Consider the following 16,196-nt stretch of genomic DNA (forward strand, 5'->3'; position numbering starts at 1 on the left):
GTTTTGGTTGTTTACAAAAAAGCAGTAACTATTGCATCGCAATACAGACAACAAGTCGGTCCTACATTGGGATACGGTGTAATGGTAACACTGCAGATTCTGGTCCTGCCTTTCCTGGTTCGAGTCCGGGTATCCCAACGAAACGAAAATCCAATCATCTGAATTTAAGATGGTTGGATTTCTTTTTCTCACCAAAATTATCGTCGATTTATCGTTTGCATATATCAACAGCCCAGTGCGTTGCAGCTCTTCTATTATTCCGATATTTGGGAGAAGTGGAAATTCAGTCGGGCAAAACCTGTAGACGCATCGGGCAAAATCGTTGATGAAAAGTTTTTCTCTACAGACTTGCTAAGATTTATGCTTACCCCACTATATTTCCATTGAGCCGGATTTACATGATATTTGAAAGGCATTTGAACACCGTTTGAAAGGCTTTCAAATATTGTTTTAACAACGTTAATGTATCGCGCCAACCTCTATCCTATACTCCGTGCGATCGCATCGGGCAACACGACAAAGAGCTTGGCTTGCACCTGATGTGTGATACATATATAGTAAACGGCCTGATAGATGAGCTAAGGAATAAGCAATAGCTGAACAATGTATGAGTAGAGTAGGGAAGATTACGTGCAGAGTCTTCGAACATCGTCCTCAAACGTTTCCTTGTTTATCGCCTTTGCCTTCATGGCAGAGCGGTAGTTGTAGATAGTTCTCGGTGTGTAGAACAGCAGGTTAGCTATCTCGCTGCTGTCTTTCACACCCAGCCTTATCAGGGCGAATATCCTTAGTTCGGTAGTAAGAGAACCCGGCTTGGTCTTCACGTCTGAACCGTCGGTAAGCAGCGCATTGAACTCGTTCACAAACGAAGGGTACAGTTCCAGGAACGCCTTGTCGAAGTGCGACATGAACGTGGTGGCATCCTCATCCGACAGCTTCGACGACGTTGTCTTGCTCAGCAGTTCATCTATCTGTTTCGCCTTAATCTTCCTGACCACCAGCTTCTGGTAGTTGTTCAGCCGGTCTATGTATTTCGAGCAGAGGTCAATATACAGTTTGACGAGGTTCTCTCGTCGGGTGTTTATGTTCACAAGGCATCCGTTCTTCATGGTAAGTTCCTCGTTAAGAGCAGACAGCTGCTTGTTGTTCGATGCAATCTCCTTTCTTCTGTGTATTAGCAACTTGTTTTGTCTGACTATGAAAACAGTTGCCACCACCAGTGTCACTACAAGCACCCCACACACCACGAGTGCCCATAGCAGCGCATAGTTCTGAGCTTCCAGCATGCTCTTGTATTTCGGTACAATAACCATCAGCTTGTCCGAGCTGTTAAGCATTCTCAGCCTGTTGTTGTAGAACTTGGCATCCTCTATGGCTACGTTGATATAGCTTTCAGCCCTTTTTATATTCCCGTCAGTATTGAAGAGCCAGTCGGCAACGGTCTGCAGCGACAGGTTCTCCTTCACCGGAGTCTTTATATCGGTAATGGCTGTCCTTACAATGTATTCCTCATATCTGACATAGTCCTTAAGATTGTTGTAGCAGCAAGCGGCGGCAAAACATGCGGTGGAGTACAGTCTTGTGTTTTCCATTTCGGCGTCCAATACCTTATTATAATATGCGAGAGCCTTTTTGTGGTCGCCGTTGATATACATTTCGTATTCTCCGAGCAAGTAGTAGTAGTCTCTCGGAGATTTTTTTGCCAGTTCAATGGTTTTCTTCAGACATTCAATTTTCTTTTCCCAGTATTGGTCGGCATATTCGCTTGAATTGGCATAGTCTTTCCAGTATGTGTAAAGCCAGTAAAGCGTGAGGTTGTATTCGTATTTCAGCAAACTGTCCATCTTTTCCTCGTCGAGCGGTTTGATGAGATCTTCGGCTTCGCTGTACAGCCCCGATGCCGAGAGCAGTGTAGCCTTGTGTATGGTGTTCAGCATCGTGTATCTTCCGTTACCTGTTTTCTTTGCCAGTTCCAATCCCTTCAATACGTATACCATTGCCGAGTCGTATCTGAAATAATGGTATTCGTTGTATATCGTGTTGTACATCTCCAGCTTCAGTGCAGGGTCTGTGATGGATGGTATACGCTGTTTCAGCATGGAGAGTCTTGCCTCTTTCTCTTTTGTATATTTATGTCTGTTTGCTACAACACTGTCGAGAGTGTTGTAGAGTACTTCATTTTCCGCATGCACGGATGTGGATATCAGAAGCATAGTTACAATTATGATAATTGATTTCATAATTAATAGGTTTATGTGTAGGTTTGATGTCAAAAGTCAGTGTGTAATTGTAGATTATCCAATGTTCGGCTATACTTTTGCAAAGGTAAACAAAAATACCGAAAAAATACCATATGTACTTGAGATAAATTTATTGCTTTGTGTAAACGGTTGATAATTAACGCTTTATATTCATAATGTAAAAATCATTATTTACTTGTATTGTACTTTGTTGAGCACTGAGTGGTTATAATGGCTAAATTTGCAACCGAAAGCTAACCGAGTCGTGACAGAAGAAGGCTAAGTCACCCTATGAATACTATATCATATTTTATTAATAATAACTAAAACCAAAAAACATGATTCTATTAAAAAAGATTCCTAAGTGCCGTTTTTTGTTTCTGGCATTGCTGTTGACAATTGGTGCTACAGCTTTTGCCCAGAAAGTAAAAATTACGGGAACGGTAACCGACCCGGGTGGTGAACCACTTATTGGTGTCAGTGTCAAAACCGGTAATTCAGGAGCAGGTGCCATCACCGACGTTGACGGCAACTATTCTGTAGAGGTGTCACCAACAGGTACGCTTGTTTTCTCTTACGTGGGTTTTGAGGTTCGTAATGAGCCGGTAAAGAATCGCAGGGTTATCAACGTTACGTTGAAAGAGAAGAACGATGTCCTGAATGAAGTTGTGGTAATAGGTTACGGAACGATGGACAAGAAGGAACTCACATCCGCCATCTCACATGTCGGAGAGAAAGATTTCCTCACCATCAGTTCTCTTGATCCGTCAATGATGATTCAGGGCAAGGTGGCAGGTGTTTCCATTACCAATACCGGTGCAGGCGACCCTAACAACCAGGCGAGCATACAGATACGTGGTGTGTCATCACGTTCAGCCGGACTCGGCCCTCTGATTGTCATTGACGGTGTTCCTGGTGGCAACCTTACCAACATCAATCCCAACGATATCGCTTCATTCGACATTCTGAAGGATGGTGCCGCATCAGCTATATATGGTACGCGCGGTTCCAACGGTGTCATTGTTGTCACAACCAAGAAGGGCAGCAAGGACGGAAGGATGCATACATCTTATTCCGGCATGTTCTCGTGGGATGTGATTAACAAAGAACTCGACATGATGTCAGCCCAGGAGTTTCGTGACGTACGCCTTGGATGGGGTGATACAGGCGTCGACCTTGGCGGCAACGTCGACTGGCTCGATGCTGTAAGCCGCACAGGAACGGCGCAACAGCATACCCTTACCCTAAGCGGAGGCAACGACAAGAGCAACTATCGTGTAAGTGCCGACTATCGTGATGCAAAGGGTATCGACCTCCGTTCCCACCGTCGTGAATATGGTGCACGTGCTTCCATTATGCATACTACGAAGGGTGGCCTCTTCACCATCACCGCCAATATCGCGCCACGAATAATCTACAGAGACCAGGCAGACTGGGGTGTGTTCAAGGATGCCATCGAGGCCAATCCTACCACACCTCTGATGGATCCCGAGAACCCCACACGTTATTATAATTTCCAGGGACAGGTTGTAGGCTCTAATCCTGTTGAGCGCCAGCTTCTTGAGAAAGACCATGGCGATACCAAGCTCCTCGACTGGGACGGCACCGTGAGGTTGAACCTTCTTCCATTGCTTGGCAACGACAGTGACGGCAATCACCGTCTGTCCACACAGGTGATGTTTGCCGACCATCAGTATGACAATGACAATTCCTGGTTCCGTCCGTCTACAAGTACTATATGTATAAACAACGGCCGTGAGGGTGAGGCAAGCCGCTCATACAGCAAGGAACGACAGTATGTCGTGGAATGGCTCACCAACTACAGCGGTTCTTTCGGTAGCCATAATGTCAAGGGTATGGCAGGCTATTCATACCAATATGCACAATATTCCGGTCTGGATGCCTATAACAAGGATTTCCCCAACGACGGTCTTGGCTACGACAATCTCGGTTCGGGCGAATATGCCAAGGAAGAGGGTGAGATTGATATGGGCAGCTATCGCAACGACTCCAAGCTGATATCTTTCTTTGGTCGTGTTAGCTACGACTATGCCGGCAAATACATGTTCACGGCTTCTCTGCGTCATGAAGGTTCTTCCAAGTTCGGTGCCGACAACAAGTGGGGTAATTTCCCTGCCGTTTCAGCCGGATGGCGTATTTCCGAAGAGCCGTTCATGAAGAATGTCAAGTGGGTGAGCGACCTTAAGTTGCGTGCCGACTACGGAGTCACTGGTAATCAGGACTTCGGCAGCTACATCTCGCTCAATACGATGACAGGCTTCGGCTATTATTTCTATAACGGCAAGTACTTCCAGGTATGGGGACCGTCAAAGAATGTCAATCCCGACCTCAGGTGGGAGAAGGGCAAGAACTGGAACATCGGTATCGACTTCTCTTTGTTCAACAACCGCGTATACGGTTCGGTAAACTATTTCAACCGCAAGCAGCAGGACCTGCTCGGAAACTATAAGGTGTCTGTACCTCCTTACCTCTTCGACGAGACCTTTGTCAATGTAGGTACAATGAAGAATACGGGTATCGAGATAGACGTCAATTTCAAGGCTGTCAATACCAAGGACTTCTCTTACGACCTCAATTTCGTTGGTACTACCATGAAGAACAAATTTGTCGACTTCAGCAATTCCAAGTACATAGGTCAGGACTATTACGACATGGCAGGAACCGAAGACCCATACCCATTCTATAATCTGCAGCGCATACAGAAGGGCGAGTCGCTTGGCAACTTCTATATGTGGCGTTATGCAGGACATTCTGCCGACGGAGAATGGCTCGTATATGACAAAGATGGTGACATCATCCGAGCTTCGCAGGCAAGTGATGCCGACCGTCAGGTGGTAGGCAACGGTATGCCGAAGTTCACCATGTCGTCAAGTCACAACTTCCGTTACAAGAATTTCGACCTCTCGCTGTTCTTCCGTGGTGCTTTTGGCTACGACATCTTCAACATTCACGATTTCTACTACGGCACCCGCAATTTCACAGGCAACCGTCTTGACAAGGCTTATGGAAAGAACTTCGTGGTTTCCGGCTCTGCCAACCCCGTGGTATGCGACTACTTCCTTGAAAAGGGTGACTATCTGAAACTCGACATGATGACACTTGGCTACACCCTTAATCTCAAGGACTGTCCGTATCTTGACCGGGTAAGGGTATACGGAACGATGAAGAACATATTCACGATAACAAAGTTCAGTGGTGTCGACCCTTCTTCATATCAGGTGAATGGTCTATACCCCGGTGCCCAGGGCTCGCGTACGTACTTCCCCACAACACGTCAGTTCATCGTAGGTTTGCAAATTGATTTCTGATTCAAGTATGAACCACAAAAAACAGATAAAGATATGAAGATTTACAATTATATAGCCACTGCTGCAATCTGTGTCGCTACACTGTCGGGCTGTACCGACCTCGATGAGACCCTGTACGACCAGGTAGGCACACAGAACTATTACAACACCAAGATGGATGTCGTACGTGCGACATTCCGTCCCTTCGAACATGCCTTCTGGAGCATCCAAAGCCGTCATGTGCTCAACGAGCTTACAGCCGATCAACTTATCACACCCACCCGCGACGGATGGTGGGACGATGGCGGCAAATGGCGTCGTCTGCATTACCACGAGTGGAATGTTGAAGACGGAGGAGACGCACAGACAGAGTGGAACGGATGTTTCCAGGGTATCATGCAGGCAAACTATGTCATCGAAGACCTTGGCACCCTGTCACCGGACAAATTCGGCTTCTCGCAGGCAGAGTTCGATAATCTGAAGGCCCAGTGCCGTGCCTTGCGTGCATGGTTCTATATCCGTCTTCTCGACGCCTTCCGCAACGTGCCACTTGCCATTAGCTACAACAATGTCTCGCTCAACACCGAGGGACAGGTAGCCCCCGACAAGCTCTTTGCCTTCATCGAGACCGAACTGAAGGAGATTATCCCTATGCTTGTAGAAAAGAGCGAGCTCGGTACCAACTCCGCCATACAGGGACAGTGGACGAAGGCAGGTGCGGCAGCCCTTCTTGTACGCCTGTATCTCAATGCCGAGACCTACATAGGGGTAAGCAAATACGACGAGTGTGCCGAGGTGGCAGAGAAGATTATCAACGGTGAATACGGAAAATACGAGATTGCCAACCGTTGGGATGCCGCTTTCGACTGGAACAACGACAACTGCGATGAAGTCATCTTCGGCTTCCCTGCAGATGCCGGCTACACCTATTGGCAATATCAGGGCGACACCTACTGGTGGACTGTTCCCGCACGTGCCCGTTACTACTTTGGCGACTCCAAGTCGAAGGCAGGCGACCACAATACGAAGTATGCGGCTTCTCCAAGTTATGCTCCCAATGGCGTCAAGCTCAACTACCAGCTTGGCATGACCGTCGACAAGTTCCGCAAATATGCCGGCGACAAGCGTCTCAAGCTCTACCGCAACCTCGGCAACAGCAGCCGTGAAGGACTTTTCCTGTATGGTTATCTTGAATACAAGGACGACAACGGAGCCACAAAACGTGTCAAGGCACCCGAGGTGGATTACGAACTCTACATACGCGACGCCGTCGGAAAATTCCAGGGACTCGACCCCAACAAATGGCTTACAGTGACCACAAGCACACTGCGCGACGGTGACCATAACTCCGGATGGCACTTTGCCAAATATCCTTTCTATAGCGATGACGACACACATCAGATGGAAAGCGACTACACGGAGATACGTCTTCCCGAGATTATATACTCTCTTGCCGAGTGCCGCCTGCGTCAGGGCAGGAAGGCAGATGCAGCAAGACTGCTCAACGATGTACGCCGTCGCAACTATCCTTCAGCCAACTATCAGGACGTGCTGTATGCACCCGAAGGCAATGTAGCCCTCGACATGGACGAGATGCTCGACGAGTGGGGACGTGAGTTCTTTGCCGAAAGCCGCCGCAGGATAGACCTCATACGCTTCGGCAAGTTCTCGAGCGGAACATGGTGGGACAAGACCCCCGATGCCGACAATCACACAGAGATTTTCCCCATCATGCGTCCTATACTTAATGCCAACCCTGCATTGAAGCAGAACCCGGGCTATAATGAGTAATAACGATAAAACAGTAACAATATGAAAACAAAAGATATCATTTCCACTCTCGCCGCCACAGCGTTCGCATTCTTCCTTACAGGGTGCGAAGGCGAGCAGGAACCCGTTATCATAGAGGGAGACCTGCCCATAAAGACCTCATGCCTTTTCATGGTAGGCGACGCTACGCCAAACGGTTGGAACATCGACAACCCTACACCGCTGGAAGCCTCTGCCGACGATGCACTCGTCTTTTCGTGGGAGGGGTCGTTGTACAAAGGCGAGATAAAGCTCTGTCTTACCACAGGCAGCTGGGATGCACCCTTCATCCGTCCTGAGGTAGGAGGCACAGAGATATCGAAGACCGACATAACAGACCAGAAGTTCATTATGCATTCCGGTGATCCCGACAACAAGTGGAGAGTCGCCTATGCCGGAAAATACCGTCTGACCTTCAACCTCCGCAACTGGACAATGTCAACACAGTTCCTTGGTGAGAACGATGCCCCGGTAGTCGAGGCCATAGAATCAGACGTGCTCTACATGCTCGGCGATGCCACACCCAACGGCTGGGACAATAACAACCCCACTGAACTGGTAATGAAGTCGAAATACATCTTCGAATACGAAGGCGAACTGAAGCCCGGAGAGATGAAAGCCTGTCTGGAGAAAGGCAGCTGGGATGTACCGTTCATCCGTCCGTCGTCTGCCGACTGCAAGATAGGCAAGGATGGAGTAGAGAGTAACGACTTCGTGTTCACAACCGGTCCCGACAACAAGTGGAAGATAGCCGACCATGGCATTTACCGCCTGACCTTCGATCTTGAGCACTGGACGATAAAGGCAGAATATCTTGCCGACATCACCGTGACCAAGGAGCCGATCGAGACAGAGAACCTATATATGATAGGTGATGCCACACCCAACGGCTGGAGCATGGACAATGCCACACAGTTCACCAAAAGTGCGACAGACCCATACGTTTTCACATGGGAAGGTGAGCTTGTTCAGGGCGACATGAAGGCATGTATAGTGAAAGACGGAAGCTTCTCGTGCCCATTCCTGCGTCCTGCAGCCGACAATGTAGATATCACGTCCGAGGGAGTCTCTTCACCCGATTTCGTATTCACCACTTCACCCGACGACAAGTGGCACGTGAAGGAAGCAGGCAGATACCTTATCACATTCAACCTCAAAGAGTGGACGATTACAGTGAATAAAAAATAAAAGAGTATGAAAAGAAATATGATTTCCATATTGGCAGGAGCGGCACTCATGCTGCTCACTGCCTGCACCGACGACGTCGAGATGCGTTATCCACCGAAGTACGAACTTCCCGACCTTCCCGTTGTGGAGGGTATCCACGACAATGTAAAGGCACCGCTTTATTGGAGCGTTTACGAATATTGCTACGACCAGGAACGCCAGGGTGTCGGCACCATCGACATCTCTCCCGAAGAATGGGACAAGATAATCGACTTCGTGGCAACCAACCTCAAGCCTCACGGCTACGACATGATATGTACAGACGGCTTTATCGCCATGCTTGCCACCGACAACTCTGGATATATGACGCAGTATGGCTCCATATCGCTCAAAGACCTTGTAGCAAAATGCAAGGCAAAGGGACTAAAGCTCGGCGTATACGACAACCCGCTGTGGATACACGGACCGCGCGACACAAAGATTGAAGGTACCGACTATACCTTCGGAAACCTTTACTATAACGGCTCTACACAGGTGGTTAACCCCGGAGTAGACGATATGTGGTTCCACTGGATAGTGGCGGAAAACCCGGGAGCAAAGGAATATATCGACGGCTTCTTCAAACACTACAAGGAGCTTGGCGTGGAATTCATACGCATGGACTTCCTCTCGTGGTACGAAGACGGCAAAGACCGCGGCATCGGTGTAGTGGGACGAGGCTATGGTCGCGAGAGCTATGCACGCGCCATGGCTTACATCGCCGAGTCGGCAAAGAAATACGGCATCTTCACCTCGCTCGTCATGCCCCACAACTTCAATGATGCTGAGATAGAAGCACGCTACGGAAACATGATGCGCATAGTATGCGACACTGGTGGAGGAGGATGGTGGCACACGTCGGCACAGGACAAAGGCAAGTCGTATGCCAACTGGCCGCAGTGCATGAACCAGTTTGACGGCTTTACCTACTGGTCGCATCTCTCGGGACGCAACAAGATAATACTCGACGGCGACTTCATCCGACTCAACAAGTTCGATACCGACGCTGAACGCGAAACAGTCATTTCCCTACAGCTCATGGCAGGTGGACCCGTAGCGGCAGCCGACCAGTATTCTACCATAGGCAATAACCTCAAATTCTATGTCAACGACGAGCTCCTCGCACTCAACAAGGACGGTTTCGTAGGCAAGCCACTGAGCGACAAACTTGGCGACAAGAAAAACGAGATATGGTATGGCAAGATGACGAATGGCGACTATGTTGTCGGACTATTCAACCGCAGCGACAATACTGCTTCGGTATCAGTGAAACTCTCCGACATAGGTATCAGCGGCGAGAAAAACGTACGCGACCTCTGGAAGCATACCGACGAAGGCAAGGCTTCTGTTGTGTCAGCCAATATCCCTGCCCATGGATGTAAGATTGTGAAGTTATCAGATCAATAATGTTGACGAGTGTTCTTTAAGTTGACTTGAATAATTACTCGTCAACTTAAAGGACACTTAAAAGAATAATAATCCTGAAAATGAAATATCTAACATTTATCTGTGCCCTGTTTGTCAATGTCGCAATGGCACAGACTGTGACATCGCCCGACGGAAACCTCAGCGTTTCCTTCAGTCTCACCGAGCAAGGTGTGCCCACCTACAAGGTAGACTACAAGGGGATGCCCGTCGTGAAGACAAGCCGGCTCGGAATGGAACTCAACGAGGAAAACTCCTTGATGGACAAGTTCCGTATCAACAATACTTCAACAACATCGTTCGATGAGACGTGGCAGCCCGTATGGGGTGAAGAAAAAGAGATACGCAACCACTACAACGAGCTGCTTGTAGAGATGGAGAAACCGTCCAACGGTCGCTTCATGAACCTCCGTTTCCGCGTCTACGATGATGGGGTAGGGTTTCGCTACGAGTTCCCCCAGCAGGTATATCTGCCTTACTTCGTCGTAAAAGCCGAACACACGGAATTTGCCATGACAGGCGACCATACCGCATGGTGGATACCCGGCGACTACGACACACAGGAATACGACTATACCGAGTCGAAGCTCTCGGAGATAAGAGGACTTATGGAAGCAGCCAAATGCGACAACGCCTCACAGACCTTCTTCTCACCCACTGGGGTGCAGACCTCGTTGCAGATGAAGACAGCCGAAGGCCTGTACATCAACATCCATGAAGCAGCCCTCGTAGACTATTCATGCATGCATCTCGACCTCGACGACAAAAACTTCGTCTTCCGCTCCCAGCTTACACCCGACGCACAGGGCAACATGGCTCATTGCCAGACCCCATGCACCACACCTTGGCGAACTATCATGGTTGTCGACGATGCACGCAAGGTGCTTGCCTCACGTCTCATACTCAATCTCAACGAACCATGCAGATATACCGACACATCATGGATAACCCCAGTCAAGTATATCGGTGTGTGGTGGGAGATGATAGGCGGTGGCAAGGCATGGTCGTACACCAACGACCTACCCTCAGTCCACATCGGCACTACCGATTACACCAAGTGCAAGCCACACGGAAACCATCCAGCCAACAATGCCAACGTGCGTCGGTATATCGACTTCGCCGCCCAACATGGCTTCTCGCAGGTTCTCGTCGAAGGATGGAACATCGGCTGGGAAGACTGGTTCGGACACAGCAAGGACTACGTCTTCGATTTCCAGACACCATATCCCGACTTCGACATCAAGGCTCTCAACGACTATGCCCATTCCAAGGGTGTACGTCTGATGATGCACCATGAGACATCATCGTCGGTGCGCAACTACGAACGCCACCTTGATGCAGCCTACAACCTTATGGACAAATACGGCTACAACTCGGTGAAGAGCGGATATGTGGGCAACATCATTCCGCGTGGCGAACACCACTACGGACAATGGATGAACAACCACTACCTGTACTGCGTCACCGAAGCAGCTAAACACCATATCATGGTCAATGCCCACGAGGCTGTGCGCCCCACCGGACTCTGCCGCACCTATCCTAACCTCATAGGCAACGAGTCGGCACGCGGCACTGAGTATGAGTCGTTTGCCGGCAACAAGGCATCCCATACAACCGTGCTGCCCTTTACGCGCCTGCAGGGAGGTCCCATGGACTATACACCCGGAATCCTCGAGGGCGACATGAGCAAGGTAGACCCCGGAAAGCACCATAACATAAACTCAACCCTCGCACGCCAGCTGGCACTCTACGTCACCATGTACAGCCCGTTGCAGATGGCTGCCGACCTGCCCGAGAACTACGAGCGTTACAGCGACGCTTTCCAGTTCATCAAGGATGTCGCCATCGACTGGGACGAAAGTCGATATCTCGAAGCCGAGCCAGGACAGTATATAACCATAGCCCGAAAGGAAAAGGGTACAGATAACTGGTTCCTTGGCTGTACCGCAGCAGAGAACGGTCATCAGTCAGTCCTCAGACTCGACTTCCTCGAGCCGGGCAGGAAGTATGAAGCCACAATATACGCTGATGCCAAGGATGCAGACTTCCGTACCAACCCCAAGGCATATACCATAACAAAACGCACCGTTACTGCCAAGACGGTGCTGAAGTTGAAGGCTGCACCCGGTGGAGGATATGCCGTAAGTATTATACCTCTTTGAAAAATATATCCTTATGAATAAAACAGTATCACTCTCTTTCCGTATAGTGACAGCTGTACTCTTTGCTGTGTCTGCCGCCCAGGCAGGCGCACAGAGTACAGCCCCCAGTCCTCTTGCCAATCCTGCCGCTGTCGTCACATGCGGCGGTGCACGCTTCACAGTCCTCACACCAGAGTTGGTACGCATTGAATACAGCGAAACGGCACAGTTTGAAGATCGTGCCACATTTACCATAGTAAACCGCAACCTCGACGTTCCTTCGTATATGACAACCGACGACGGCACCTATTTATATATTACAACCGAACGTCTCTCACTCAAGTACCGCAAGGGCAGCGATCCCCGCACCGTGCCTGCTTCGCCCGATAACCTCTCCGTTACCATCGACAACAATGGCACGCCAGCCTACTGGTATCCTGGTAAGCCAGACCCACAGAACCTCAAAGGAACCTGCCGCACCCTCGACGGACTGACGGGCGACAGCAAGCGTTCGGATATGGAAGCCGGAGTCATATCACGCTCCGGCTGGGCAGTAGTAGACGACTCGTGGAGCGCAACGCGTTCCGACGGCGGACGCTCGTATGCTCTTGTCCCCGATGCCGACATGGGTTACCCCTGGTGGAACGAACGTGCCGACGCTCATGCCATGGATGTCTATCTCTTCGCATATGGCAGAAACTATCGCAAGGCAGTTGCCGACTACATCAGTATAGCCGGACGCATACCCCTTCCGCCCGACTATGTCTTCGGATATTGGTACAGCAAGTATGCCTCCTATTCTGCCGATGACTACCGCCAGATAATGAGCGACCTGAAGAGCAACAATATACCGACAGATGTGATGATACTCGATATGGACTGGCATTGGAACGGCAACGCCTCAAGCATGTCTGAAGGACGTGGCGGATGGACGGGCTGGTCGTGGAACACCAATCTCATCCCCGATGCCAAGGGACTGCTTAAGGAGATGCACGCTAACAATTTCAAGACGGCACTGAACCTTCATCCTGCCGACGGCATCAACAAGACAGAGTCGCCATACTATTTCGAGCAGATGAACAGCCAGCTCTCGGGCAAGTACCTCAACAGCAACAAAGACAACATCAGCTGGAGCCTCGACTGGCAGGATTTCACAAAGTCGTTCTTCTCTACCATCATCCGTGACCACGAGAGCGAGGGTGTCGACTTCTGGTGGCTCGACTGGCAGCAGTATCTTACCAGCCCCTACACCAATTCTCTCAGCGAGACATTCTGGTGCAACCACGTATTCTTCAACGAAGCGCAAAAGCGCGACAACCTGCGTCCCGTTATCTTCCACCGTTGGGGAGGTCTCGGCAGCCATCGCTATCAGATAGGCTTCTCAGGCGATGCCAACATCAGCTACGAGGCACTTGACTTCGAACCCTATTTCACAGCCACGGCATCGAATGTGGGCTATGGCTACTGGGGACATGACCTCGGAGGCCACATGTACAGCAACGACGAGCTGATCAATAACCCCAACCTCGTCCTGCGCTGGATACAGTTCGGAGTGTTCACGCCCATCTTCCGTACCCACGCCACTGCCGACTCACGCATAGAGCGTCGTATATGGAAATTCCCGAACTTCCCGACCATCCTCGATGCTGTGCGCCTGCGCTATTCGTTGTTCCCATATCTCTACACCATGGCACGCGAAGCCTACGATACGGGCATATCGCTATGCCGTCCGCTCTACTACGACTATCCCGAAGCCGACGAGGCCTATGAATATGAAGGACAATATATGTTCGGCAACGACATCCTTGTCGCACCCATAACAACAAGGCCGCAGGCAAACGGACTTACCGAGAAAGAGATATGGTTCCCCGAAGGCAAGTGGTGGAGCGTGTCGACCAACGAGCTGATACAGGGCCCCTGCAAGCGCAGCATGGCATTTACCGATGCCCAGATACCCTATTTTTTCCGACAGGGAGCCATCATACCATATAATCCCCCTTCGGTGATGAACGTCACGGAGCGACCCGACAGGCTGGTGCTCAATGCCGTCTACGGTTCCGATGGCTCGTTCTGCCTTTATGAAGACGACGGCGACAATGCCGACTACGACACGAATTATGCCACCACGCTTTTTACCCAGACCATTTCCGGTGATAAGGCGACATACGTGATCCATCCCCGGCAGGGAACCTGTGCAAAAGCTCCGCAATCACGTTCCTACGAGATGCACATATACAACAGCGTCGCACCGCTTGCCGTCAAGGTCAACGGAGTAGCTGCGCAATATCTCTACGATGCGGCATCACGGAGTATCACTTTCGACGTGCCCACGGCAGACACCTCTTCCGAAAGCACCGTTGTAGTAGAATACCCCGAAGGTACAGCAGTGGACAATGCCTCGTTGAACAAGCCCAAGGTAAGCTACGATGCTCAGAAAAACAGCCTCGTGGCTTCCTTCCCACAAGGAGCAAAGAACGTGTTGCTCTCTGTCAGCGATACCAACGGCAAGCAGATGCTCGACGGCATCTACAACAATGTTCACGGCTTCAGCGTAGACCTCTCCATGCTACAACCCCGGTTATATATAAGTAAGGTGGTGGCAGACGACAGTACGTATGTCAACAAATTCGCAAAAAATAAATAACCCCACGTCGATATGAAGAAATTGTTTTTACAGTTATGTTTCATGGTCACGGCATCGGTTGCTGCGGCAGCCGACATGTCAAACTCCATGGAACTGTCCCGGCTATATATCATCGGTGATGCCACCCCGTACCAGTGGAATATCGGCGAGACACCGGAAATGGACAGGATAGCAGAAGGCGTATTCCGCTGGAGCGGAAAACTCGAAGGCGGTCGGGAGTTCAAGTTCCTCAACGCCCGCGACTTCCATAAGCATATCTTCGGCACCTCTTGCCGACAGTCAGTCTCGGCAGGCAGCACATACACGTTGACCTATGTTGCCGACTGGGCACTCGACGGCAGCCGCGACTTCAAGTTCGTGCCTTCCGAAACAGCCGACTATACCATATACGTAGACCTCAACACCATGATGATGTCAGTACGTGAGTTGGAAGAGCCCGTTCGGCTCCCCGCAACACTCTATGCAACAGGGTCGGCACTCGGTGGCAGCACAGTAGCCTTGCCGCTGTTTGGAAATGCCGAATACAAGGCAACCTTTCAACTCACACCCGGCAACATCATATTGCAGGACACGCCCGAAGCGACTGCCGAAACAACCTTCTACACACCCCTCTTCGACGGCGTAGACATCACCTTCGGCACGGCGTGCAGCTCGTCCCTTACCAAGTCGGTATCGTCATGTCAGCGGCAGGGATGGAGCGTAAGCATACCCGGCACATACACCATTTACGGAATTATTGAAGACGCTAACGTTTACGCACGCCGCTTCCGGCAGTATAAGGAACTATATTTAGTGGGAGGCTGCTGCCCCCTTGGCTGGAACTACTGGACAGCCCCGCAGTCCATACGTTTCTCCCCTTCGGCAACTTCGCCCGAAGAGATGGTATGGGAAGGAACGCTCAAGACCGACTGGGGAGAAAACAGGGAAGAACCCAACAAATTCAAGATCCTTACGGCACAAGACTGGGGAAGCGTCAACTTCCATCCTTACACAGCAGACGAAGCGATAATAGGCGAGAGCTGTTACCGCTCCACAGGAGGTTCCGATGTTAAATGGACAATACCCCAGTCGGGCTATTACCGCATCACTCTCAACACTGCAAAGGAAACTCTTCGCGGACAATTGGTAAGTGCTGTCGGATATGGCATAGGCGAGCCATCCGTTACCGGCATTCCTGATGCAGCCCGCAACGAGAAATTCAAGATAAGGGTTTCTTCATCATCCATTGTCGTTACAGCCGACAGTTCGGCAGCCGACGTGGTAGTGACATCAGTCGACGGAGCCTTGGTCTGCAAGGGAAGGGTAGACCGCCCACAACCCTTCACCTCGCGTCGTCTCACCCATGGCGTATATTTAGTGACAGTTTCCACACAATGTAAGAGAGTGCTTCTTTAAACAGATAACTTTTCAAAAACAAAACATT

Annotated in this window: 8 protein-coding genes; 7 read left to right on the forward strand and 1 reads right to left on the reverse strand. The window is 50.2% G+C overall.

Annotated elements, in window-relative coordinates; translation table 11 throughout:
- Positions 1-626: 626 nt before the first annotated feature.
- Complete coding sequence (locus CIL02_RS07695; RefSeq protein WP_141210167.1) at positions 627-2,240, reverse strand: DUF6377 domain-containing protein; 1,614 nt, start codon at positions 2,238-2,240, stop codon at positions 627-629.
- A gap of 338 nt (positions 2,241-2,578) precedes the next feature.
- Here CIL02_RS07695 and CIL02_RS07700 point away from each other — a divergent pair, with 338 nt between their 5' ends.
- From CIL02_RS07700 to CIL02_RS07730, 7 genes are all read left to right on the forward strand, one after another.
- Positions 2,579-5,569: a SusC/RagA family TonB-linked outer membrane protein gene (locus CIL02_RS07700; protein ID WP_094400569.1), complete on the forward strand. Its 2,991-nt coding sequence runs from the start codon at positions 2,579-2,581 to the stop codon at positions 5,567-5,569.
- Positions 5,570-5,602: 33 nt separating this feature from the next.
- Positions 5,603-7,339 (forward strand): RagB/SusD family nutrient uptake outer membrane protein, encoded by a 1,737-nt coding sequence (locus CIL02_RS07705; protein ID WP_094400571.1) that lies wholly within the window; start codon positions 5,603-5,605, stop codon positions 7,337-7,339.
- Positions 7,340-7,360: 21 nt separating this feature from the next.
- The gene (locus tag CIL02_RS07710) at positions 7,361-8,545 is read left to right on the forward strand and encodes a SusF/SusE family outer membrane protein (RefSeq protein WP_094400573.1); all 1,185 of its coding nucleotides are present in this window, start codon (positions 7,361-7,363) and stop codon (positions 8,543-8,545) included.
- 6 nt (positions 8,546-8,551) lie between these two features.
- Positions 8,552-9,970, forward strand: a complete 1,419-nt coding sequence (locus CIL02_RS07715; RefSeq protein ID WP_094400575.1) for a glucan 1,6-alpha-isomaltosidase — start codon at positions 8,552-8,554, stop codon at positions 9,968-9,970.
- A 125-nt stretch (positions 9,971-10,095) separates the two neighbouring features.
- A complete protein-coding gene (locus CIL02_RS07720; protein WP_371589217.1) occupies positions 10,096-12,150 on the forward strand; it encodes a glycoside hydrolase family 97 protein in 2,055 nt (684 codons plus the stop codon).
- 13 nt (positions 12,151-12,163) lie between these two features.
- Positions 12,164-14,773: a glycoside hydrolase family 31 protein gene (locus CIL02_RS07725; protein WP_094400579.1), complete on the forward strand. Its 2,610-nt coding sequence runs from the start codon at positions 12,164-12,166 to the stop codon at positions 14,771-14,773.
- Between the two features lie 12 nt (positions 14,774-14,785).
- Positions 14,786-16,168 (forward strand): SusF/SusE family outer membrane protein, encoded by a 1,383-nt coding sequence (locus CIL02_RS07730; RefSeq protein ID WP_094400581.1) that lies wholly within the window; start codon positions 14,786-14,788, stop codon positions 16,166-16,168.
- The last annotated feature ends 28 nt before the right edge of the window (positions 16,169-16,196 follow it).

Source organism: Prevotella sp. P3-122 (genome assembly GCF_002251365.1).
Lineage (GTDB): Bacteria > Bacteroidota > Bacteroidia > Bacteroidales > Bacteroidaceae > Prevotella.

Coding starts and splice junctions, on each gene's coding strand:
- CIL02_RS07720 (WP_371589217.1), top strand. CDS start 10,096: ATGGCACAGACTGTGACATCGCCCGACGGAAACCTCAGCGTTTCCTTC.
- CIL02_RS07725 (WP_094400579.1), top strand. CDS start 12,164: ATGAATAAAACAGTATCACTCTCTTTCCGTATAGTGACAGCTGTACTC.
- CIL02_RS07730 (WP_094400581.1), top strand. CDS start 14,786: ATGAAGAAATTGTTTTTACAGTTATGTTTCATGGTCACGGCATCGGTT.
- CIL02_RS07710 (WP_094400573.1), top strand. CDS start 7,361: ATGAAAACAAAAGATATCATTTCCACTCTCGCCGCCACAGCGTTCGCA.
- CIL02_RS07700 (WP_094400569.1), top strand. CDS start 2,579: ATGATTCTATTAAAAAAGATTCCTAAGTGCCGTTTTTTGTTTCTGGCA.
- CIL02_RS07705 (WP_094400571.1), top strand. CDS start 5,603: ATGAAGATTTACAATTATATAGCCACTGCTGCAATCTGTGTCGCTACA.
- CIL02_RS07695 (WP_141210167.1), bottom strand. CDS start 2,240: ATGAAATCAATTATCATAATTGTAACTATGCTTCTGATATCCACATCC.
- CIL02_RS07715 (WP_094400575.1), top strand. CDS start 8,552: ATGAAAAGAAATATGATTTCCATATTGGCAGGAGCGGCACTCATGCTG.